At 70.7% G+C, this 23,077-nt stretch carries 17 protein-coding genes; 6 read left to right on the top strand and 11 right to left on the bottom strand.

The features are described 5' to 3' along the window. Positions 1-17 precede the first annotated feature (17 nt). The gene (locus AB0G28_RS36960) at positions 18-749 is read left to right on the top strand and encodes a polysaccharide deacetylase family protein (RefSeq protein ID WP_361100368.1); all 732 of its coding nucleotides are present in this window, start codon (positions 18-20) and stop codon (positions 747-749) included. Here the strand turns inward: AB0G28_RS36960 and AB0G28_RS36955 are convergent. Then, complete coding sequence (locus AB0G28_RS36955) at positions 691-1,680, bottom strand: histidine kinase (RefSeq protein WP_361100365.1); 990 nt, start codon at positions 1,678-1,680, stop codon at positions 691-693. The genes AB0G28_RS36960 and AB0G28_RS36955 overlap by 59 nt on opposite strands. A gap of 23 nt (positions 1,681-1,703) precedes the next feature. Between AB0G28_RS36955 and AB0G28_RS36950 the strand changes: the two genes are divergently transcribed. The 5 genes from AB0G28_RS36950 to AB0G28_RS36930 are packed head-to-tail and all read left to right on the top strand — an operon-like array spanning position 1,704 to position 6,216. Further along, positions 1,704-2,282, top strand: coding sequence for a response regulator transcription factor (locus tag AB0G28_RS36950; protein WP_361100362.1), 579 nt, complete (start codon positions 1,704-1,706; stop codon positions 2,280-2,282). Beyond that, complete coding sequence (locus AB0G28_RS36945; protein WP_361100359.1) at positions 2,283-3,185, top strand: phosphotransferase; 903 nt, start codon at positions 2,283-2,285, stop codon at positions 3,183-3,185. It begins immediately after the preceding gene. A 29-nt stretch (positions 3,186-3,214) separates the two neighbouring features. Next, a complete protein-coding gene (locus AB0G28_RS36940) occupies positions 3,215-4,531 on the top strand; it encodes a hypothetical protein (protein ID WP_361100356.1) in 1,317 nt (438 codons plus the stop codon). 42 nt (positions 4,532-4,573) lie between these two features. Then, positions 4,574-5,845 (top strand): right-handed parallel beta-helix repeat-containing protein, encoded by a 1,272-nt coding sequence (locus AB0G28_RS36935; RefSeq protein ID WP_361100353.1) that lies wholly within the window; start codon positions 4,574-4,576, stop codon positions 5,843-5,845. Positions 5,846-5,862: 17 nt separating this feature from the next. Then, positions 5,863-6,216 carry a VOC family protein gene (locus AB0G28_RS36930; protein WP_361100350.1) on the top strand — a complete coding sequence of 118 codons (354 nt, stop codon included), beginning with the start codon at positions 5,863-5,865 and terminating at the stop codon, positions 6,214-6,216. A gap of 642 nt (positions 6,217-6,858) precedes the next feature. Here the strand turns inward: AB0G28_RS36930 and AB0G28_RS36925 are convergent. The 10 genes from AB0G28_RS36925 to AB0G28_RS36880 form a co-directional block, all read right to left on the bottom strand. Continuing rightward, positions 6,859-7,551 carry a serine/threonine-protein kinase gene (locus AB0G28_RS36925; RefSeq protein WP_361100347.1) on the bottom strand — a complete coding sequence of 231 codons (693 nt, stop codon included), beginning with the start codon at positions 7,549-7,551 and terminating at the stop codon, positions 6,859-6,861. A 462-nt stretch (positions 7,552-8,013) separates the two neighbouring features. Then, positions 8,014-8,925, bottom strand: a complete 912-nt coding sequence (locus tag AB0G28_RS36920) for a peptidylprolyl isomerase (RefSeq protein WP_361100344.1) — start codon at positions 8,923-8,925, stop codon at positions 8,014-8,016. Positions 8,926-8,997: 72 nt separating this feature from the next. Beyond that, positions 8,998-11,271, bottom strand: a complete 2,274-nt coding sequence (locus tag AB0G28_RS36915; protein WP_361100341.1) for a Tat pathway signal sequence domain protein — start codon at positions 11,269-11,271, stop codon at positions 8,998-9,000. A 25-nt stretch (positions 11,272-11,296) separates the two neighbouring features. Further along, a complete protein-coding gene (locus AB0G28_RS36910) occupies positions 11,297-13,588 on the bottom strand; it encodes a glycoside hydrolase family 95-like protein (RefSeq protein ID WP_361100338.1) in 2,292 nt (763 codons plus the stop codon). A gap of 157 nt (positions 13,589-13,745) precedes the next feature. Then, a complete protein-coding gene (locus tag AB0G28_RS36905) occupies positions 13,746-15,149 on the bottom strand; it encodes a M1 family metallopeptidase (protein WP_361100335.1) in 1,404 nt (467 codons plus the stop codon). An 80-nt stretch (positions 15,150-15,229) separates the two neighbouring features. Then, entirely contained in the window at positions 15,230-19,114 is a 3,885-nt protein-coding gene (locus AB0G28_RS36900; protein ID WP_361100331.1) for a Pls/PosA family non-ribosomal peptide synthetase, read from the bottom strand. A 335-nt stretch (positions 19,115-19,449) separates the two neighbouring features. Beyond that, positions 19,450-20,910, bottom strand: a complete 1,461-nt coding sequence (der, locus tag AB0G28_RS36895) for a ribosome biogenesis GTPase Der (protein WP_361100328.1) — start codon at positions 20,908-20,910, stop codon at positions 19,450-19,452. 16 nt (positions 20,911-20,926) lie between these two features. Beyond that, positions 20,927-21,571 (bottom strand): lysophospholipid acyltransferase family protein, encoded by a 645-nt coding sequence (locus AB0G28_RS36890; RefSeq protein WP_361100325.1) that lies wholly within the window; start codon positions 21,569-21,571, stop codon positions 20,927-20,929. Positions 21,572-21,651: 80 nt separating this feature from the next. Continuing rightward, positions 21,652-22,356 (bottom strand): (d)CMP kinase, encoded by a 705-nt coding sequence (gene cmk, locus AB0G28_RS36885; protein ID WP_361100430.1) that lies wholly within the window; start codon positions 22,354-22,356, stop codon positions 21,652-21,654. A 90-nt stretch (positions 22,357-22,446) separates the two neighbouring features. Then, positions 22,447-22,992, bottom strand: a complete 546-nt coding sequence (locus tag AB0G28_RS36880; protein WP_361100427.1) for a TetR/AcrR family transcriptional regulator — start codon at positions 22,990-22,992, stop codon at positions 22,447-22,449. Between the last annotated feature and the right edge of the window lie 85 nt (positions 22,993-23,077).

Raw genomic sequence — 23,077 nt, 5'->3', positions numbered from 1 at the left:
ACCGCCAGGGTGGCGTCATGATCTTGAAATCCCGCCGGGCCCGGAAGTGGGCCATCGTCGTGGCGAGCGTGCTGGTCGTCGCCCTCGCCGGCGCGTTCACGCTGTTCGAGGTGTCGAAGTCGCGGACCTTCCAGTTCTTCGGCACCCTCGTGAACCGCGTCGAGACCAGCGAGAAGATCGTCGCCCTCACCCTGGACGACGGGCCCGACCCCGCGGGCACCCACGCGATTCTCGACACGCTTCGCAGCCGTGAGGTGCCGGCCACCTTCTTCCTCATCGGCCGGGACATCGCCGCCCACCCGGACCTCGCCCGCGACATCGCCGCCGCGGGGCACGAGATCGGCAACCACAGCTTTTCGCACGAACGCATGATCGGCGTGACGCCCGCGTGGGTCGCCGACGAGGTCGAGGCCACCGACGCGCTCATCCGGACCACCGGCTACACCGGCGAGATCCTCTTCCGGCCGCCGAACGGCAAGAAGCTCTTCGCCCTGCCGCACTACCTCGCCTCTCATGACCGGACGACGATCACCTGGGACGTCGAGCCGGACTCCGAAGGCACTCCCGACGCGGCGACCGTCGAGCGGACCACCGTCGACGAGGTCCGGCCGGGCTCGATCATCCTGCTGCACGCCATGTACGCCTCCCGCGAACCGACGCGGCAGGCGCTCGGGCCGATCCTCGACCGGCTCAAGCAGCGCGGCTACCGGTTCGTGACCGTGTCGCAGCTGCTGGCAGCTCGACACTGACGACCCACTCGCCGTCCCGCGGGCCGTGGGTCAGCGCACCCCCGGCCGCCGCGGCCTGCTCCGCGAGCCCGGCCAGCCCGTAGCCGGTGTGCATGCGCGGAGTTCCCTTGAGCGCGTTGCGCGCGGTGATGGTCACGCGGTCGCCGGCCGCCACCTCCAGGCGCAGCCGGACGCCGGGACCGTTGTGCCGCAACGCGTTCACGGCGGTCTCGGCGACGAACCGCTCGGCCAGCTCCCGGACCGGACGCGGCAGGGCGGGCAGCACCGGGTCGCGGTCGAGGACCAGGCCCGCGGTGCGCAGCCGGGCCAGCACCTCGGTGAGGTCCGGCGCTCGGTCGGCGTCGTCCCGCAGGTCGTCGAGGGTGCGGCGGACCAGCGTCAGCGCGCCGCGGCCGGCGGCCAGGAGCGTGTCGAGCCGCGCGCGGTCGGCGTCGGTCAGGTCGCCGACCGCGCGCAGGGTTTCGGCCTGCACCAGCATCACGGCGGTGGTCTGGGCGAGGGTGTCGTGCAGCCGGCGGGCCGCCCGCTCGGCCCGGTCGGCGAGCGCGCGACGGCGTTCGGCGCCGAGCAGCCAGGCGACCGCGCAGATCGTCACCGCGAGAACCGTGCCGTCGAGCGGGCCCTTCGCCGGGAACACGGCGGCGCCGACGGTGAGGGTCGCCGCGGCCGCCAGCCACCGCTGCGGCGTGCTGTAGAGGGCGATCAGGACCGGCACGTACATCGCGTTGCGCGGATGGTCGAGCAGCAGGTGCCCGGCGGTCGCGAGGGTGACCACGACGAGCACGACGGCCGGGGCGCGCCTCGACCACAGCAGCGGGACGAGCTGCGCCGCGCTGAGCCCGGCCGCGAACCAGCCCTGGTGCGGTGTCCACGCCCCGCTGGCGAAGAACACCGCGGCCACCGCCGCCGTCGTGACGAGAGACTGACGCATGCGCCGACAGTAGAGTGCCGGGCATGATCCGGGTTCAGGTCGTCGACGACCACGCGCTGGTGCGCGAGGGGATCGCGCTGATCCTGGGCGCGCAGCCGGACCTCGACGTCGTCGCGCAGTACGCGAGCGGGCCGGAGCTGCTCGGCTCGTCCGTCGAGGCCGACGTCGTGCTGCTCGACCTCTACCTGCCCGGGATGGACGGCCTGGAAGTCCTGCGCCGGCTCGGGCCTGCGGCGCCGCGGGTGCTGATGTTGACCACGGTCGGCCGTCCGCGGGAGATCCGCGAAGCCCTCAACGCGGGCGCGGCCGGGTTCGTGCTGAAGGACTCGTCCGGTGACGAGCTGGCGGCCGCCGTCCGGGCCGCGCACCAGGGCGTCACCGCGCTGAGCCCCGCGGCGGCATCGGCGCTGAGCGCGGGCGGTGCGCTCACGCCGCGCGAGCGGGACGTGCTGGAGCTGCTCGGCGAAGGACTGTCCAACAAGGACATCGCGGCCCGGCTCCGGCTGGCCGAGCGGACGGTGAAGGTGCACGTCGGCAACGTGCTGGCCAAGCTCGGCGTCACGAGCCGCACCCAGGCGGCGCTCGTGGCCAGGGACCGCTGAGTGGACTGGCTCGCGCCGTGGTGCGCGGAGCACCTGGGCGCCGAACCCGCGGCCGTGCTGTTCGAACGACGGTCGCTGTCGGCGGTGACCGGGCTGCGGCTGGCCGACGGGCGGGAGGTCGTGGTGAAGGCGCGCGAGGACGAGGGCCGGGCCTCCGCGTGCGTCACCACCCAAGCCCGGCTGGCGGAGCAGGGGTTCCCATGCCCGCGACCGCTCACCCCCGTCATCGCCGCGGACGGGGTGGCCGTGCACGCCGAGGAGTTCCGCCCCGGCGGGGCCCCGCTGGCGGGCGACACCCCGGACGTCGCCGTGCGCTGCGCGGAGGTCTTCGCCCGGCTGATGACCGAACTGACCGGCGTGACCGTCCCGCCGCCGCTGCCGAACCCGCGCTGGGCCCGTTGGGACCACGCGGATCCGGGACTGTGGCCGTCGATCGGCTTTCTCGACGGACGGGACCAGAGCGTCGTGCCCGCGTACGTCGTCGAGACGGCGACGCGGGCACGGAAGCGGCTGCTGGCGGCCGAGCTGCCGTGCGTGCTGGGCCACGCGGATTTCGAAGCCCAGAACCTCCGCTGGCGAGACGGGGAGATCCGGTCGGTGGACGACTGGGACAGCCTGGCGTGGCAGCCGGAGGCGACGCTGGCGGGAGCGGCCTGCGGGGCGTTCGCCGGCGTTTCGCCGCCGACGCCGGCACCGATCGAGAGTTCGGCCGCGTTCCTGACGGCGTACGAAGACCTGCGCGGACGCCGGTTCACCGCGGAGGAACGCGAGATCGCGTGGGCGGCCAGCCTCTGGCCGGCGGCGCACAACGCCCGCTGGGAGGCCCTCCACGGCGACCGCCCGGTGTGCGGCGACGCCGTCCGCGACCAGGCGGCCGAACGACTGCGCCGGGCGAACGCTTGATCGGCTAACCTGGGCCGAGGGGGATGGACATGAGCTACTACGTCATCCGCGACGGCTCGGCCGTCCCGGCCGCGGTGATCGAGCGATACCGGAAGTCGGCGAAAGCGTTCACCCACGACTTGGCATGGGTGCCGTTCGACCTTTCGGCCGGGACCGCCGAAGAATGCGGCTTCGAAGACTTCAAGCAGTACGTGTACGCGATCGCCCGGCACGTCCGGGAGGAGCGTCAGCGCACTCAGTGGCAGGGCGAGTACGAGTACTTCGTGCACCTCGAAGCCGCCGTCTTCGCCGATACGCTGAAGCGCCCTGAAGCCCTCGTGCGCCGTCGTGACGGTGTCCGTGAGCTGCTCGGACCCGACGGGACCTGGCGGCCGGCGGACGAGGATCCCGAAGGGACCGTGGCCGTCCCGATCAGCGAGGCGGAGCACGACCGGCTCCGCTGGGAGGTCGCGCGGCCGCGGTGGTTCGTGGCCCGGGACGAGCTGCCCCATCCCGTCGCCGTGGTCCGGCGCATCCCGGCGGTGGCCGAGGCCTACACGCGGAACCTCCGGTGGGAGCCCGTCCCGCCGGGGCTCGAACTCGAAGAGCTCCCCTCCGAGTCGACCGCGGAGGACCTCCGGTTCGACCTCGAGACGGGCGTCCGGCTGGCCCGCCGGACGAGCGGGCCCGAGTACTTCGGGTTCCTGCCCAGACCGCTTCCTCAGGTGTACCTCGACGACATCTGTTCGGTGGTCCGCCGCGAGAACGGCATCGAAGAGGTGTACGTACGCGACGGGTTGTGGGTCCGGTCGAACCGGCTCCACGACTCGTGGTACCGGCGCCTGCCGCTCGGCGCCGAGGAGGTCCGCCGGATCACCGCCGGGCTCCCGCGGTCGCGCTGCTTCCTCGTCCACGACGGACGGCATCTCCCGCGCGCGGTGGTCCACCTCGACGGCGAAACCGAGCGGGTCTTCGGGCACGACCTCGAATGGACGACCGCCGGCTTGCTCGCGGAGGTCGCCGCGCACGAGCACTGGGTGGTCGAAGAGGTCACCCCGGGACAGGAAGTCATGGAGGCTTACCAGCTCGCCCGGCGAGTGCGCGAATTCCGGCAGCGCCACGAATGGGACGGCGGAGTCTGGTACTTCGGGATCTACCAGAACCTCGAAGAAGCATTCGACATCGGTGCCACGCGCGTCCTCGTCCGGACTTCGCGGGACAGCATCTGGGGAGGAGAGCGCTACACCGGGCGGGGCCGGTGGGAACCCACGCGCCGGCTGGACGACATCAGCCGCGGCCACAGCTACGACGACGAACTCGCGCTCAGCCCGGCCGAAGCGGAAGCGATCATGAACCGGCTCGGCTGACTTGTACGGCCCGTGTACGGGCCCGGGTTAGCGTCGCGGGCCATGTCGAACCAGTGGAAACTGCTCTCGCTCGGCGTGTTCGCCGCTCTCGCGGCCACCACGGTCACCGCCACCGAGGCCGCCGCCCTGCCGAACACCTACTACGTCGACCAGGCCCTCGGCAACGACAACGCGGCCGGGACCCAGGCCGCGCCCTGGAAGTCCCTCGCCAAGGTCGCCGCCACGGAGCTGAAGCCCGGGGATACCGTGCTGCTGCGCCGTGGCCGGACGTGGACCGGCGGGCTGTCGGTGAAGGGATCGGGCAGCGCGTCCGCGCCGGTGAAGATCGGTGCGTACGGTGACGGCGCCCGCCCGATCGTCCAGGGCAACGAGGAAGCCTGCGTCAACCTGCCCGGCGACCACCTCTGGGTGCAGGACCTGCAGGTCGGCGTCGCGGCCGACGCCGGGCGCTGCTCCTGGGCCGGTGTCGAGGTCGGCGGCGACCACGACAAGGTCCTCTCGAACTACATCACCGGCGCCGGCGCGGGCGTCTACATCGCGCCGACGGCCGACGGCACCGAGGTCACGCAGAACGACCTGGTCGACAACAACCACATGACCAGGGTGACCCCGGGCGGCAGCGACGACTCGGGCGCGTTCGGCATCCTGGTGCAGGGCAACGGGTCCGACATCGGCTGGAACCGGATCAGCGGGTCCATCGCGGTGAGCGACGACTTCGGCGGCCTGGACGGCGCGGCCGTCGAGCTCTTCTACGGCTCGGACAACATCATCCACCACAACATTTCCGAGGACAACGAGTCCTTCACCGAGCTGGGCACCTACCGCGACGACCCGGACGGCGTGTCCCGCAACAACGTCTACGAGTACAACGCCGTCTTCGGCGCCAAGACCCGCGGCGGCATCGTGACCCGCGACGCCGGCGACCAGAACGGCCCGGTGACCGGCACGATCTTCCGCAACAACTCCATCCGGCTGAGCAACGCCGAGTCCGAGGGCTTCGTCTGCTACGGCGGCTGCACGAACCAGACGCTGAAGCTCACCCAGAACGTCATCCAGGCCGCCATGAAGGTCGGGTACGCCGACACGGGCTGGACCGCGACCGACCACAACGTCTTCTACGGCGGTCAGCGGCAGTTCACCCCGGGCGCCACGGACAAGGTCGCGGACCCGAAGTTCACCTCGGCCACCAACCTCGTCCTCACCGCCGGCAGCCCGGCGATCGGCCTCGGCACGAAGAAGTACGCGGACATCGACGTCGACGGCAACCCGGTCGGCACCCGGATCGACGCGGGCGCGTACCAGTTCACCGGCTGACCTGGCAAGCTCACCGCATGGAACGTGTGCTTGGAATCGGCGGGTACTTCATCCGCGCGCAGGACCCGGCGGCCCTGGGTGCCTGGTACCGCGACTGCCTCGGCCTCGACACCGACGAACACGGCTTGTGGCACCCGGAGGCGGGCCCGACCGTCTTCGCGCCGTTCGAGTCGGGGACGGACTACTTCGGTTCGCCGTCCCAGCGGACCATGCTCAACTTCCGGGTCCGCGACCTGGACGCGATGCTCACCCAGCTACGCGCCGCGAACGCCGACGTCGCCGAGGAGACCCAGGAGATGGACGGCGTCGGCCGCTTCGGCTGGGTCACCGACCCGGAAGGCAACCGCATCGAGCTCTGGCAACCCGCCTGACGTCGCGTCTGAAGTTTGTTGACAGGTGGCGGGGGCAGAATCTCGTCGACGCGGCGCCGCCACCTGCTCGTAGACGCCTGCGGCCCTCCGAATTGTCCGCCGTCTCGAGCAACTGGAGCACCGGAACTACATCTGCGCATCGGCGAGGCTGTATCAGTGCGTTTCCCGCCCTGGCCACCACGGCTTGCGCCGACTTCCTACTCGCCCCGAAATCGCGTTCGCGCAAAGGAATGGGTTCCTCTTCAAACGTCGACGCCCCCGCAGATCAGCAGCGGACGCACCCAAATCTATTCGACCAATTTGAGATCACATTTAGCACCGAGAAGAGTGCACGCCATAGCCTCCTTTATCGGCTCAATAGCGTGTGGAAACTTGAAATCTACAACCCCTTTCTTTAGGGAAGCCAGGTCGAACTCCGTCAATTTTGCAACCTGCTTAATTATATCATCGTCGCATTCATGCGCATCTACCTTCATTTCTATCTGCACCCTGAGCGAGCTTGATATCGAGTCAAATAATTGCCAAAGTCCAGGTCGAGCCGAAGGAGACTTGGACAGTCCTTTCATGATGGATTCAGCTATCTCAGCATTAAGCCGAGGGGCCAGTTCGGCAATATTCTTAGGCTCGCCCGATCTATGCCACTCAAGCAGTCCAAGCAGACTGGAGGCAGGATTCGCAGGCTTTCCACAAAAAAAGATGGTAAAGAGTTGCGGAAGCCTGATAAACATCGCTCTCTTTTGTTGGCTTCTCGTCTCGCCACTGCTCAGGTGCTGCATAGAGTGGGGTATTTCGACCCCAAACCGTATGCGTCCGAGTCATGGCCTCCACTAATCGCGCCAAACCAAAGTCGGCAACCTTTACCTGCCCAACCTTCGAGCAGAGTACATTCTGAGGCTTGATATCTCGATGCTGGATTCCTCGCCCGTGAGCAATATCTATTGCCTCGACTATTTCGGCAGCAATATAAAGATCGAGAAACAATCGAGTCTCATCGTTCGGCAGACTCGGCCTAAAGCGAGCCATCCACTCCGCAAGATTGCAGCCGTCGACATACTCCATAACCAATACTGGTCCACTATGAAGGGGGCTATCCGCATCAAACAGATCCAGTACGCTGACAATCTGCGAAAAGCCGATCAGGCTCCCCCCAGTTTTTGCTTCATCACGCAATATATCGTGGGCGCCAGGATTTTCCATCAGTTCGCGCTCGTTGACAAATTTCAACGCAACCTGTCTGCCAAGAACGCTGTCATCCGCAAGCCAGACATCACCCATCCCGCCGCCACCGAGGCGCCGCGAGAGCTTATAACGATCGGCGATGGTCCCGAAATCCATCAGAACATGGTAGCCGACGCGAACCGACCCTCCCGGCACGCGAACCTACCCTTCGGTACACGAGCCGGCCGTCGGGATACACGTACTATCGCGAACAGCCTCGATACCGCGAAGACAGGCGCGAGCGAACTGCGGCTGGCCGCCACCAACGGCGTCCTCGCGCTACCATGGTCCGCCCAGCTGCGAACAACACAGGCTTCGGCGGAGCCAAGCCTACGTCTCAAGAGCAGCCGGAACCTCCCTACACTCAAATTCGGGTCGCACGAGCACAGCCGGCGGACGCCGGTAGGCGGCTTGTTCCTGCAGCCGTCACACGCCGAACTCTCCGCCCCTCCGTGTCTACCCTCCTCATCCCCGTGATCTGAGGGGCATCACCCGTGATGGGCGGGGCATCGGCCGCGATGCCCCGCCCATCACACGTGATGCCCGCTCGATCACGGGTGATGCCCCTTTCCGCACGGGTCACGACGTGGTGACGTGGGTCAGCTTCACCGGGATCTTCGGGGGGCCGCTGCCGTCGCCGAGGCCCGGCTTGGACTGGTCGACGCCGCCGCGGGCGACCTTGTCGACGACCTCGAGGCCGGCGTCGTCGATGCTGCCGAACACCGTGTACTCCGGTGGGATGTTGATGTCGCCGTAGACCAGGAAGAACTGGGAGCCGCCCGAGTCCGGCTGGTTCGTCTTCGCCATGGCCAGGATGCCGCGGCCGTACGTCAGCTCGGGGAACACCTCGTCGCGGATCGTGTAGCCGGGGCCGCCGGTGCCGTCGCCCACCGGGTCGCCGCACTGGAGCATCTGCAGCCCGGCCGTCACCGACAGCCGGTGACACGACGTGCCGTCGTAGAAGCCCTGCGCGGCCAGGCTGAGGAAGTTCACCACCGTGCACGGCGCCAGCGCGCGGTCCAGCGTGAGCCCGATGTCACCCGCGCTCGTCGCCAGCCGCACTTGGGGCTTCCCCGACGACGGTGCCGGGCCGTCGGGCGGCAACGCGACCTTCTTCGGGGCCGGCGAGCCGGCGTCCGGAGTGAACGCGCAGGTCACCGGGTTGGCCAGCGGCTTGGTCCGCTTCGGCATCGGGGCCCGGCCGCCCGGGAGCGCCACCGGCGTGCTCGGGGGCGTGACCGTCGGCGTGGGTGACGCGAGCGTCGCCTGGCCACCCGGCCAGATCCCGGTGCCGGTCTCGGCCTTCCCGTCGGGCTCGCGCAGGAACCCGGGGTAGCCCCAGGCCAGGAACGCCAGCGCCATCAGGACGACGACCACGACCGACCCGCTGACCAGCACGACAGCCGCCGGTGACGCCTTCTTCGGCGGCACCGGCGGCTGCCACTGCGGGTACTGGTGCTGCGGAGGCCACTGCTCCCCCGGCTCGCTCATCCACGCTCCCCTCGTCGGCCGCCCATTGTGCCGCGTGAACCGCCTCCCGGGAGGGGAATCCGGAAACGAGGCCTACGGCAGCCCCCAGGGCGCACTCGGCCCGCCCGGCGCGACGGGCCGGACGCCGAAGTCCGGTTTGTCGCCCTTCCGGTACACGAAGGCGTCCTCCCCGCACCCGAGCTCGACCTGGACGTCCCCGTTGGCCAGCCGTCGCCAGCGGCGCGCCCGGCCGCGTGCGTCGGTCACCGCGAGGTCGCCGTCGATGCCCGGCCGCAGCACGCACGGCGCCCCGGCCTCGCTGTGCACCTTCAGCCACCGCGTCTTGCCGCCGGTCCGGGACGCGCTGAGCAGGAACGCTCCTTCGGTGCGGAAGTCCCGCAGCGCGACGTCACCCCACGCCGACGGCACCGCGGGGAACAGCCGGAGCACGCCGTCCCAGCTCTGCACCAGCATGTCCTGCAGCGACTTCGCCGCCGAAAGCGGCGTCTCGATGACCGGCCCGGACTCCTTGTACATCGTGTTCGGCTGGATGTACCGCCGCTGCAGTTCGCCGAGGTAGAACGCGGCCTGGTCGCCGCGCAGCATCTGCGCCGAGATCGACGCCGCCCCGGTGAACGTGTAGCCCTGCAGCGCGCCCTCGAAGCCGACCCAGTGGTTCAGCGACGTCTCGATGATCTGCCGGTGCTCCGGCTGCTCCCAGGTGACGTCGTAGAGCGGGTAGATCTGCAGCAGGTGCGAGTAGTGCCGGTGCGATTTCGCGAACGGCACCCCGGCGCCGATCATGTAGCCGTTGACGTCGGCCGGGTAGTCGACGAGGTTCGCGAGCACGTTCTGCCAGCGAGACGCCAGCGGGTCGCCGGGCGCGTGCCGCAGCAGCGTCTTGCAGCCCCAGCGGATCAGCGAGAGGTCGTAGTTGCAGTCCGGGGCGTTGACGCCGTACTCGGGCGAGAACGTCGGCGGCAGGTGCAGCTTGCCGTCCGGGCCGGGCGCGAGGAAGTGCAGGTAGTAGTTGATCGCCCGGCGCAGCAACGGGACCAGCGTGTCCCGCAGCAGCCGCCGGTCCATCGTGTGCCGGTAGGACAGCCAGACGTTGTGCAGCGCCCAGGTCAGGTTGCCGACCTCCGGGGTGGGCGTGTCCTGCCCCGGGATGCCGACGGGAAACCCGCTGGTGGCGTTCGAGACGCCGTTGAGCAGGGTCATGTCCGTCGTGCGCGGGATGCCCGCCGAGTCGGCCTGGTACGGCGAAGCGACCTGGCTGACGAGGTTGCCCCGGTACTTGTCCAGCGCGTAGCTGACGGCGTCCAGCTCCAGGTGGTTGGAACCGTGGATGAGCCAGTACTCGAGCTGGACGTTGAGGTTCCACCACGTCGCCGGCCACGGCGTGTTCTCCAGCCACGGCCCGGAGGTCGCCATCACCGGCGCCTCCCGCCGGGCCGCCGACGCGACCTTGTACAGCTGGATCCAGTAGAAGCTCTGGAGGCGGGTGTCCGGAATGGACAGGAAGCTCCGCCGGTAGTAGTCGTGCCACCAGCGCCGGTGGTCCTGGGTCAGCGCGGCGAACTCCCCTGCCCGGCGGACCGTGCCCAACGCCCGGGCTGCCGACGTCTTTTCCGGGTGCGACCAAGCCACCGACGTGTACAGCGTGCGCGCGCCGCCGCGCGCGACTTCACGCCAGGCCGTCACGTGCTCGCCGCCGGCCAGCAGCGGCTGCACGGCCAGCTGGGCGTCACCACTGGCCGACAACTGCACCGGCGGGTTCGCGGTGTACCCGGCGGGCGGCGGCTTGTTCCACACCGGGTCGGCACGCGGGCTGACCGCGACCGCCGGGTGGAACACCCACTTGAAGCCGCGTTCCCCCTCGGACGGCCGCACTTCGACGGCGAGCAACGACTGTCCGGTGTGGACGATCGAACGCAGGCTCAGGCTGCCTGCCGCAGTCGTGATCGTGCCGGTCAGCTCGGCGTTCCAAAGGTCCATCCGCCAGTCGATCGCGGTGATCGCGCCGACCGGTTCGAGCGTGAAGTAGCCGATCGGCAGCCGGGCCAGGCCGAACAGCGAGCCGAACTCCGGCCGGTGGTCCTGCACCTGGCTGTGCTGGACGTTGAACCGGATCGCGTTCTGCCCGGGCTCGGCGTAGATGCCCGAGCCGAGGAACCCGTTGCCCAGGAACGGTCCCTCGTACCAGGTCTTCGGCAGCCGCCGCCAGTACAGGTCCGCGGTGCCCAGGAACCCGGCCCAGCCGAAGTCGTCACCGCCGGGTGCCGCTTCGGCGAATCCCGGGGTCAAGCCGGCGGCGGCGATCCCGGCGAGCGCTCCGCCGAGCATCGTCCTGCGGGTGATGTCCATTCGACCTCCTTGTCGAAGAGCGGGTTCAGCTCGGCAGGCCCCACGCCGGCGCCGGGCCGAGCGCGGGGACGTCCCGCGGCCCGAAGCCCGGCCGCGTGCCTCGCGGGGTCACGACGGCGGTGCCGCCGCGGCGCAGCCCGATCGCGATCCGCCCAGGTCCCGCCGGGCGCCACGGCAGCCGCCTGCCGTACTCGTCGCGGACGTCGACGTCCCCGGTGACGCCGTGTTGCAGCACTAGCGGTTCCCCGGCCTCGCTGTGGACGCGGACGAACTCCGTCGAGCCGTCGCGGCGGGAGGCGTCCACGAGGAACGCGCCTTCCGCGCGCAGGCCCGCGATCGAGGCGTCCCGCCAGGTCGCCGACACCGACGGGAAGATCTTGAGCACCCCGCCGGATCCCTGCATCAGCATGTCCACAACGGACTGTGCCGCGGTGATCGGGCTTTCGATCGCGAAGTTGGCACCCTCGCGGTACATCGTGTTCGCGGTCAGCTCGGTGTCGGCCACGACGTTCCGGTCGAGGAAGAACTTCAGGTACCGCAACGCTTCTTCGGGCGCGTCCATCACCGACTTCATCGACGACGCGGCCGCGTAGCTGTAGCCGTGCCACGCGGATTGGTCGGCGGCCCAGTGGTCGAAGGTGCGCGTCATGATGCCGCGGTCGCCCGGGGTGTCCCAGACCTTCTCCCGCAGCGGGTACAGCCACAGCAGGTGCGAGAAGTGCCGGTGGGACGCGGCGAGCGGAACGCCGTCGCCGATCAGCACACCGTTGGCGGGATCTTCGTGGTACGGCACGAGTTTCGCGCCGATTTCCCGCCAGATCGGCACGCGCGGTTCGTCCAGGCACAGGATCCGGGCGGAGTCGACGAGGGTGCGGGCGGCCCACCGGATCAGCGACAGGTCGTAGGTGCAGTCCGGCGCGTCGGCGTACTCCGGCGACCGGGTCAGCGGCAGGTGCAGGAAGCCGTCCGGGCCGGTGAACAGGAAGTGGCGGTAGAAGTTGAGCGCCTTCGCCAGCGTCGGGTAGAGGACGTCGCTCAGCACGCGCTTGTCCTGGTGGTGCCGGTAGGCCAGCCAGACGTTGTGCAGGCCCCACAGCAGGTTCCCGGTCTGGTCGGTCTTCGACGTCGTCCCGGGGACGCCCACCGAGCGCGTGCCGCCGGGGCGCAGCCGCCAGTCACCCGGGTGCGAGAGGGCGTAGGTGTCGCCGTCGCGGTAGGCGGGCGGGACGGACACCTCGAGGTTCGCGTGGTCGCGCCGGAAGGTCTCGGTGACGGCGTCGAGTTCGGGGTGGTTGCTGCTGTTGACGATCGGGTAGGTGACCTGGACGTTGAGGTTCCACCAGACGGCGGTCCAGCTGTTGCCGACCTCGGGGAACCACGGTCCCCACTCGGACACGACGGGCCCGTCCGCGCGGGTGGCGGCGGCGATCTTGTACAGCTGGATCCAGTAGAACCGCTGCACCTGCTTGTCGGGCACCGAAACGAAGCTGCGCCGGTGGTAGTCGTTCCACCAGCGGCGGTGGCGGGCGAGCAGGAAGTCCGGGTTCGCGGCAAGCGCTTTCCGCACGGCCGCGCGGGCGTCCGCGGTGTGCGTGGTGCCCGGGAAGCTGTAGGCGACGGTGGCGGCGAACAGCCGTCTGGTGCCGATCGCCCGCTCCTGCCACGCCGTGGTGTACCCGCCGCCGGCGAGCATCGGCTGGGCGCAGTAACCGTCACCCGGCTCGGGCGCCGGGTTCGCCACGTACTCCGGCGGTTTGCGGACGGTCCGGGTGGTCGCGGATTCGAGGGGCTGGAACGCCCACGCGGCGCTCGTTTCCCCGGCGCTCGGCGTCAGCGAAACGAGCAGCACGCCGAGGTCGTTGTGCACGACGGCGGAGAACGCGACCGAGCCCCGCGTGGTGGTGATGGTGCCGCCGAGCTCGGCGTTGTAGAGGTCCAGGGTCCAGTCGACGGCGGTGACCGCGCCGGCCAGGGTGAGCGTGAGGAAGCCGATCGGCAGCCGGGACAGCCCGATGCCCGCCTCCCACTGGATGCGCTGGTCCTGCACCTGGGTGTGGCTCAGCATGAACTTGAGGGTTTCCGGCGTCTTCCCGGCGTAGACCTGGACGCCGAGGTAGCCGTTGGCGAGGAACGGGCCTTCCTGCCAGTTCTTCGGCAGCCGCCGCCAGATCATCCGGGCGTCGGCGGCGACGTCGGAGTGCGGGTTCGCCGCGGCCAGCGCGGGCGGTGCCGCGCGCGACCACAGACCGCCGAACGCGGCCGCCCCGGCCACGACCGAGGCCGAACGGAGCACCGTCCGCCGGGACACTGCATCCATGGAGCATCCTCCGGATTCATCCTACTTTTCGGCGAGATCACGCGGCGGCGTCCGGTCATACTTACAGAGGGATGCCCAAAACGCCAGAGATGTTCACCCGGAAAGCGGCAGAGACATCCGATGAATCAGGGCAGTGGTGAATCAGGGCAGTGGTGAATCAGGGCAGCGGAGGCAACGCCGGCGTGTGCAGCCAGCGGGTGAAGAACGCGCTCAGAGAGCGGCCTGCCTGTGCCTCCGCCGCGGCCACGAACGCTTCCGTCGTGACCAGCCCGTGCCGGTGCTCCTCGACCCAAGACTTCAGCAGCGCGAAGAACGCCGGGTCGCCGATCTCCGCACGCAGCGCGTGCAGGGTCAGGCCGCCGCGCTTGTAGACGCGCTCGTCGAACATCCGGGCCACGCCCGGGTCGGCGATGCGGACGTCCGCCGGCTTGGCCTTGACGCGCGTGTACCAGCTGCGAGCCAGCGCCGCGGCGGACTGGCTCCCGGTCTCCTCCGACCACAGCCACTCGGCATAGGTCGCGAAGCCCTCGTTGAGCCAGATGTGCCGCCAGTCGGCCACCGTGAGGCTGTTGCCGAACCACTGGTGGGCCAGCTCGTGCAGGACGAGCCGCTCGTGGGTGCGGCGGCCGTCGACGTGGTTGGCGCCGAAGATCGCCATGCCCTGCGCCTCGATCGGGTCGTCGAGGTCGTCGTCGGTGACGACGATGACGTACTCGGCGAACGGGTACGGGCCGAACAGCCGCTGCAGGAACTCCATCATGCGGCCCTGGCGCCCGAAGTCGCGGTCGAACGCGCCGCGCAGCCGCGGCGGCACGGCCGCGTGCTGCGGCACGGTGGGGGCGACCGATTCGACGCGGCCACTCCCGAAGCCGAGGCTCAGCAGGCGCGCGCCCAAGCCGGTGGGCGACCCCCAGCCGCGGCCGGTCAGCTCGACGTCGTCGTAGCGGCCGATCTGCACGCTCATCAGGTACGTCGCCGTCGGCTCGGGCCGCTCGAAGATCCACCTCGTGGTGCTGGCCGCGGTGGACCGCTCGACCAGGGTGCCGGTGACCGCGACCAGGTACGGCGACGCCGTCGTCACGCTCACCCGGTACGCGGCCTTGTCCGACGGGTGGTCGTTGCACGGGAACCACGACGGCGCCCCGACCGGCTGGCTCGCCACCAGCGCGCCGTCGGTCAGCTCGTCCCAGCCGACGTCACCCCAGCGGCTCCCCACCGGGCGCGGGTTGCCGACGTAGTGGACCTCGACGGTGAACGCCGCACCCGGCGGGATCGACTTCGCCGGCTTGACGTGCAGCTTCGCGCCGCGCTTGAGGTACTTCGCGGGCTTGCCGTCGACCAGCACGCGGTTGATCCGGAACTCGCCGAAGTCGAGGCTGACGCGGGAAAGCGCCTGCGTCGCCTCGGCGGTGATCACCGCCGAGGCCGACAGCCGGTTCGGCGCGACCTTGTAGTCGAGGGTCAGGTCGTAGTGGCGGACGCGGTAGCCGCCGTTGCCGTGCGCGGGCAGGTAGGGGTCGCCGGAGGTGTCCGCGCCGGGAGCGGGAGCCTTCGAAATCACCCGTGGCGAACCTTTCGTCGTGCGTGCTGGAACCAGGCTCGCACGGACGGGTGAGTCCGGCGCGCCTGGCCCTGCTTTCGTTACTTACCGGTCCACGCGGAGATCGGGTTGCCGAGCCATCGGGTGTCGGCGGGCACCTCGTCGCCGCGGGTCACCAGCGAGCCCGGGCCCACCGTGGTGCGCGCGCCGATGCCCGCGCCCGGCAGCACGATGCCGTGCGGGCCGAGCGTCGCGCCCTCGCCGAGGGTCACGCTCGACATGCTCATGATCCGGTCGTGGAACAGGTGGGTCTGCACGACGCAGCCGCGGTTGATCGTCGCGCCGTCGCCCAGCTCGACGAGGTCGGCCTCGGGCAGCCAGTACGTCTCCAGCCAGACGCCGCGGCCGATCTTGACGCCCATCGTGCGCAGCCACGCGGTGAGCAGCGGGGTGCCGCCGACCGAGCCGATCAGCCACGGCACCGCGAGGGCCTCGACGAAGGTGTCGGCCAGCTCGTTGCGCCAGACGAAGGAGCTCCACAGCGGGTGGTCGACCTCGCGGAACTTCCCGACCAGCAGCCACTTCATCACGGTCGCGGTCAGCGCCGCGACGATCCCGGCGGCCAGCAGGGCGGGCCCGGCCAGCAGCAGGGCGACGCCGAAGCCGAACGCCGACGCCATCCAGAGCAGCCCGAACGCGACCACGACGGTCAGCGCGACACCGCACATCACCGGGATGATCCGGCACAGCTCGACCAGCGCCCGCGCCGCCTTGAGGTGCAGCGCTGGGGTGTAGGTGCGGCTCGTATCGGCTTCGCCGATCGCACGGCGGACCGGCAGCGGCGGCATGCCCAGGTACGACGAGCCCTTCTTCGCCTTCAGCGGCGTCGACGACAGGACGCCGACGAGGCCGCGCTTCGGCACCGAACGGCCCGGCGCGGTCATGCCGGAGTTGCCGAGGAAGGCCTGCTTGCCGATCCGGGCCGGGGCGACGTGCAGCCAGCCGTGGCCCAGCTCGTAGGTGGCGACCATGGTGTCGTCGGCGAGGAACGCGCCGCTGTCGACCTTGGTCATCTTCGGCAGCGCCAGCACGGTCGACGCCTCGACGTTGCGGCCGACCTTCGCGCCGAGCAGCCGCAGCCACACCGGCGTGAACAGGCTGGCGTACAGCGGGAACAGGCCTTCGCGGGCCATGCTCATCAGGCGTTCGGTGGCCCAGACCTGCCACGCGACGCGGCCGTGCACCGGGTGGTAGCCCTCGACCATGCCGATGCTCAGCGCCCGGACGCCGACGAGCACGAGCAGCATGTACGCCAGGAAGTACGCGACGGTGGCAGCCGGCACGAAGACCAGCGCTTGCAGGAAGGCATCAAACAGCGTCGGGGCACCGGCGATCCCGTAGCCGAGCACCGCGACACCCGCGAGCGCGGCCACGCCGGGGAGGAAGCCCAGCGCCAGGGAGGAGGCGCCGTAGACGGCGGCCCAGAAGTGCGAGCGCGGCGGACGGCTCGACGGCCACTTCAGCGCGTCGCGCTCGTCCTTGCCGACGCGGGTGGCGGGCGAACCGGCCCAGCGCTGCCCGGCCGGGACGGCACCGCGGACGGTCGAGCCGGCCGCGATCTCCGCGCCCTTCCCGATGCGGGCACCCGGGAACAGCGTGCTGCGGGCACCGACGCGGGCTTCGGCGCCCACGCGGACCTTGCCGATGTGCACGACGTCGCCGTCGACCCAGTGGCCGGACAGGTCGACCTCGGGCTCGATCGCCGCGCCGCGGCCCAGCTTGAGGAAGCCGGTGACCGGCGGCGGCGAGTGCAGGTCGACGCCCTTGCCGATCCGCGCGCCGAGCGCCTTCGCGTACGTCGTCATCCAGGACGCCGCGGCGACGCTGTCCGCGCCGCTGAACTCGGCGAGCTTCTCGGCCGTCCACAGTCGCAAGTGGACACTCCCGCCACGCGGGTACGTGCCCGGGCGGACGCCCGACAGCAGCACGCGCGCACCGCCGGCGGCGATCGCGATCCGGCCGAACGGGCTGAACAGCACCACCCAGGCCAAGCCGATCCAGGCCCAGCTCAGCGTCGGCGCCCAGGCGAACCCGAGCAACGCCAGGACGTTCGACAGCGCGGCGGCCACGGTCGCCCAGCGCAGCCCGACCAGGCCCATCAGCGGGACCATCAGCAGCGTCTGGATGACGCCGGCACGGCGTTTCGTCGGCTTGATGTCCCGGCGTTCGGTGGCCTGGCCGCTCAGCGCGTCCAGCATCGCGGCCAGTGCGCCCAGCTTGGGGTGGGCGTAGATGTCGGCGACCGACACCTGCGGGTGCCGGGTGCGGATGCGCGCGACCACCTGGGCGGCGGTCAGGCTGCCGCCACCGTGGGTGAAGAAGTCCGCCTTCGGGCTGTCGACCGACACGCCGAGGATTTCGGCCCAGCCTTCGGCGAGCCACGTCTCGGTCGGGGTCAGCCCGGAAGCCTCCACCGTGGACAGTGGCCACGGGAGGGCGGCGCGGTCGACCTTGCCGGAGGTGCGGGTCGGCAGGTCGTCGACGACGGCGAGCAGCGGGACCAGCGCGGCGGGCAGGTGCTCGCGCAGGCGCGTCGCGGCCTGGTCGTGGTCGAAGTTCTCGTCCGCGGGGACGACGTACCCGACGAGGACCTGGTTGCCCGCCTTGGTACGGCGGATCGCGGCGGCCGCGCCTTGCACGCCCGGCAGGGCCTGCAGCGCGGCGTCGACCTCGCCCAGCTCGATGCGGCGGCCGCCGAGCTTGACCTGCTCGTCGAGGCGGCCGAGGAACAGCAGGCCTTCTTCTTCCGCGCGGACCATGTCGCCCGAGCGGTAGGCGCGCTCCCAGCCCAGGGACGGCAGCGGCGCGAACTTCTCGGCGTCCTTCTGCGCGTCCAGGTAGCGGGCCAGGCCGACGCCGCCGATGACGAGCTCGCCGGTCTCGCCCATGGCGACCGGCTCACCCTCGTCGTTGACCACGGCGAGCTGCCAGCCGGCCAGCGGCAGGCCGATCCGCACCGGGCCCTCGCCGGTCAGCTGCGCGGCGCAGGCCACGACGGTGGCCTCGGTCGGGCCGTAGGTGTTCCAGACTTCGCGGCCTTCGACGGCGACGCGCTCGGCCAGCTCCGGCGGGCAGGCCTCGCCGCCGAAGATGAGGAGGCGGACGTCTTCGAGCGCGTCGGCGGGCCACAGCGCGGCCAGCGTCGGCACGGTGGAGACGACGGTGATGCGCTGCGCGACCAGCCACGGGCCGAGGTCGACGCCGGTGCGGACCAGCGCGCGCGGCGCCGGGACCAGGCAGGCGCCGTGCCGCCAGGCCAGCCACATCTCTTCGCAGGAGGCGTCGAAGGCGACGCTCAGCCCGGCCAGGACGCGGTCGCCCGGGCCGATGGGCTCGTCGGTGAGGAAGAGCTCGGCCTCGGCGTCGACGAAGGCGGCGGCACTCGCGTGGGTGACCGCGACGCCCTTGGGCTTGCCGGTGGAGCCGGAGGTGAAGATGATCCACGCGTCGTCGGCCGGGCCGGGACGGCCTTCGCGGCCACCCGGGGTGCTGTGGACGTTGATCTTGCCGTCGGTCGCGACCGCCGCGACCTGCGCTTCTTCGAAGACCAGCTCGGCGCGTTCGTCCGGGTCGTCCGCGTCGACCGGCACGTAGGCGGCGCCGACGGAGAGGGTGGCGAGGATGGCGATGTACAGCTCGGCGGTACCGGAGGAGATCCGGATGCCGACGCGGTCGCCGAGACCGACGCCGTAGCTCTTGAGCCGGCGTCCGTAGACGTCGATCTCGTCCAGCAGCCGCCGGTAGGTCAGGGTGGTGGTGCCGTCGTCGATCGCGGCGGCGGTGGGGTGCCGCTCGGCGGTGGCGGCGAGGACGTCGAGGAGGGTGCGTTCACCGGCGCCCGGACCGGACCAGAAGAGGGCGCGGTCGGCGACCGGCGCGAGGGTCACCTCGGCGGCGGGCCCAGTGGGTTCGATGGTGACGGTCATCGGCCATTCACCTCGGCCGTGACGCAGACGTGCAGGGACGAACCATGGGCGCGCAAGCCCACCACTCACCTTTCGCGAGCCTCACCGGGCTTGCACTCCTGAATGAGGCGCCCGCAACGACCGTCAACTCTAACGCAAGATGAACGAAAGATATCTCCCGGATCACGCTAGCGTGTCGGACCTCACCCCCCGCCGGACGAACCGCCGTGACGGAAGGGTCGAGACGCGTGATTGGAAGGTCGACACGACGTCCGGCCGGACATCCGCCGTGTCGACCCTCTGATCACGCGTGCCGACTCCCCCATCACGCGTGTCGACCGAAACGGGTCAGGAAATCACCGGGTTCGGGCGGCTTTTCCGCCGACCTTCGGCTTCGCCTTCTTTTCGCGAACGCGGACATTCACCCGAACGGGGCTGCCGGTGAAGCCGAACTGCTCACGGAACTTGCGTTCGATGAAGCGGCGGTAGCCCGCCTCGAGGAAGCCCGTCGTGAACAGGACCAGCGTCGGCGGGCGGATGCCGGCCTGGGTCGCGAACAGGACCTTCGGCTGCTTGCCCGAGCGGACCGGCGGCGGGGTGGCCGCGATCAGGTCGGACAGCCACGCGTTGAGCTGGCCGGTCGGCACCCGCTGGTCCCACGACTTCAACGCGGTCCGCAGGGCCGGCGCGAGCTTGCGCACCGAACGGCCGGTCAGCGCCGAGATGTTGACCTTCTCCGCCCACGGCACGCGGACCAGGCCGCGGTCGAGTTCGCGGACCATCGCGTGCCGGCGGTCCTCGTCGACCAGGTCCCACTTGTTGAACGCCAGCACGCAGGCGCGGCCGGCCTCGACGACCATGGTCAGCACCCGCAGGTCCTGCTCCGACAGCGGCTCGGCCGCGTCCAGCAGCACGATCGCGACCTCGGCCGCGTCGATCGCGGTCTTGGTGCGCAGCGACGCGTAGTACTCGGCGCCCGCGGCGAAGTTGACGCGTTTGCGCAGGCCCGCCGTGTCGACGAACCGCCACGTTTCGCCGTCCAGCTCGACCAGCGAGTCGACCGGGTCGACGGTGGTGCCGGCCACCGAGTCGACGACCGAACGCTGCTCCCCCGACAGCTTGTTCAGCAGGCTCGACTTGCCCACGTTCGGCTTGCCGACCAGCGCGACGCGCCGCGGGCCCGACGTCACCGGGCCGCCTTCGCGCGGCGACTCGGGCAGGGCCTTGAGGATGGCGTCGAGCAGGTCACCGGAGCTGCGGCCGTGCAGCGCGCTGACCGGGTACGGCTCGCCGAGGCCGAGCGACCACAGCGACGCGGTGTCCGCGAGCAGCCGGTCGTCGTCGACCTTGTTCGCCGCGAGCAGCACCGGCTTCTTGGACCGGCGCAGCACCTTGGAGACGGCTTCGTCGGTGGCCGTGGCGCCGACCGTGGCGTCGATGACCAGCAGCACCGCGTCCGCGGTCTGCATGGCCAGCTCGGCCTGGGCGGCGACGGAGGCCTGCAGCCCGGTCGCGTCCGGCTCCCAGCCGCCGGTGTCGACCAGGGTGAACTTCCGCCCGCCCCAATACGCGTCGTAGGCGACGCGGTCGCGGGTCACGCCGGGGACATCCTGCACGACGGCTTCGCGCCGGCCGAGGATGCGGTTGACCAGCGTCGACTTGCCCACGTTGGGCCGGCCGACGACGGCGAGCACCGGCTGCCCGAGGGCGGCCTCCTCGGCCGCTTCCGCCGCCTCGATCTGCGCGTCGAGCGCGGCGAATTCGGTCTCGTCGGACCAGGTGCCGTCGACTTCGCCGACGCTGTCCAGCTCTTCCATGACTACCTAATTTCCCTTATACCGCGCCGAATCCGTGTTCGGCACGCCAGTCGTCCAAAGTCTTCACGAGCGCCGCGAGCTCGCCGCGCAACTCCTCGGTGCCCTGGTCGAGCCCGGTCTTCCCGGGGCCGACCTTCGGCGTGAACGGCTCGCCCACGAGGATGTCCACCCGTGGCCGGAACCGTCGCCTGCCGTCGGCAGGCTTGCGCGTGCCCCGCGTCGCGACCGGGAGCACGGTCGCGCCGGAGGCCCGGACCAGCCAGGCCGCGCCGCGTTCGGCAGCGCCGACGTCCCCGGCACCGCGGGTGCCCTCGGGGAAGATCCCGACGACTCCGCCGTCTTTGAGGACGCCGACCGCGGTCATCAGCGGTTTGCGGTCGATCTCGCCGCGCTTGAGCGGGATCTGCCCGATCGCCAGCATGAACTTGCCGACGATCCCGCCGAACATCTCGGCCTTGACCAGGAACGCCGAACGCCGCGGCAGCATTCCGAAGATCAGCTGCGGCTCGATCATCGAACTGTGGTTGGCGATCACCAGCACCGGCCCGGTGGCGGGCATGCGCTCGCGGCCGTGCACGCGGATGCGGAAGGCCGACCGCAGATAGTACCGGGCGAAGACCCGCCCGGCGTCGTGGAGTGCGCCGACGGAGCCTTCCGGCAACCCGTCACACCTCGCTTTTGGGGGGTCCAGGGGGGCTTGCCCCCCGGCCGGGGCCTGGGGCTTGGCCCCAGAGCCATCAGTCATCGAGCCACCTCGGCGTTGCACCCGGCCAGCAGGCCGCGGTGGCTGGCCAGCTCGCTCAGCGCGACGATCACCTGGTCGATCGACAGCTCCGACGTGTCGACGTGCACGGCGTCGTCGGCGGCGCGCAGGGGCGAGGTCGCGCGGGTCGAGTCGAGGTGGTCGCGGCGCTCGACCGAAGCCAGCGCGTCGGCGACCGACGACTTCCGCCCGGCCGCGGTGTCCTGGGTGCTGCGGCGCGACGCGCGGACGTCGGCCGACGCGGTCAGGTAGACCTTGAGCGGCGAGTCCGGCGCGACGACCGTGCCGATGTCCCGGCCTTCGACGACGATCCCGCCGACGCTGCCGAGCACCTCGCCGATGATCCGCCGCTGCCGCGCGACGAGCAGCTCACGCACGTGCGGCACGGCCGAAACCGGCGAGACGGCCTTGGTGACCTCGGGGCCGCGGATGTCGGCGGCGACGTCCGCCCCGGCCAGGTGGATCTCGGGCCGGTCGGGGCTGGTGCCGATGCTGAAGTCGGCGTGGTCGGCGATCTCCGCGACGGCGGCCGCGTCGACCGGGTCGGCCCCGGCCCGCAGCACGGCGAGGGTGACCATCCGGTACATGGCGCCGGTGTCGAGGTAGCCGGCGCCGAGGGCCTGGGCGAGCTTGCGGGCGACGGTGGTCTTCCCGGTCCCCGACGGGCCGTCCAGCGCGACCACACCACGTAGGGCTCCCGTCACCGGCACTCTCCTCGCGTTCTCGTCTCGGTCGGCTCGGCGTCCATTCTGCCGGTCGGGGTAACGAGGAGATCAGTCGGCCCGCGCGCCGAAGCGGGCGACCACCAGCGCGAGGCGCTCGTCGCGGAAGCTCGGCGCCAGCCGGTGGCCGCGGTCCAGCGTGATCAGCCCGTGCAGCGTGCTCCAGAACACCTCGGTCAGCGGGCCCGCGTCCTGCTTCCCCGCCACCGGTTCGATGACGGCGAAGAGCTCCGCGAAGCACGCCTTCATCACTTCCGGAGTGTCGTCCTCGGCGAACCGCAGCTCCGAGGCGAGGGTGAACATCGCGTCGTAGAGGGCCGGTTTCGCCTCGGCGAAAGCCACGTACGCCCCCGCGATCCCGCCGAGACCGCCGTCCCGGGCCGCCGCCAGCGCCGTGGCCAGCTCGGCGAAGCCCTCCAGCGCGGCCGCCGCCATGATCGCGTCCTTGCCGCCCGGGAAGTGGCTGTAGAGCACCGGCTGGCTGTACTCGATCAGCGCGGCGAGCCGCCGGGTGGTGACCGCGTCCCAGCCCTCCGCCTCGGCGAGCTCCCGGGCCGCGGTGACGATCCGCTGCGCTCGCTCGGTCCGGTCGCGCACACGCCGTTGTCGCTGGGTCATACGTCACATGCTAGCACCGCTAGACAAAATAGCGTCGCTAGGTTAGCGTTGCTAGAAATCCTAG

It is taken from the genome of Amycolatopsis sp. NPDC021455 (assembly GCF_040640995.1).
GTDB lineage: Bacteria > Actinomycetota > Actinomycetes > Mycobacteriales > Pseudonocardiaceae > Amycolatopsis.
The sequence above is the reverse complement of the archived record's forward strand: the minus strand, read 5'-3'. Positions and strand labels throughout refer to the sequence as shown.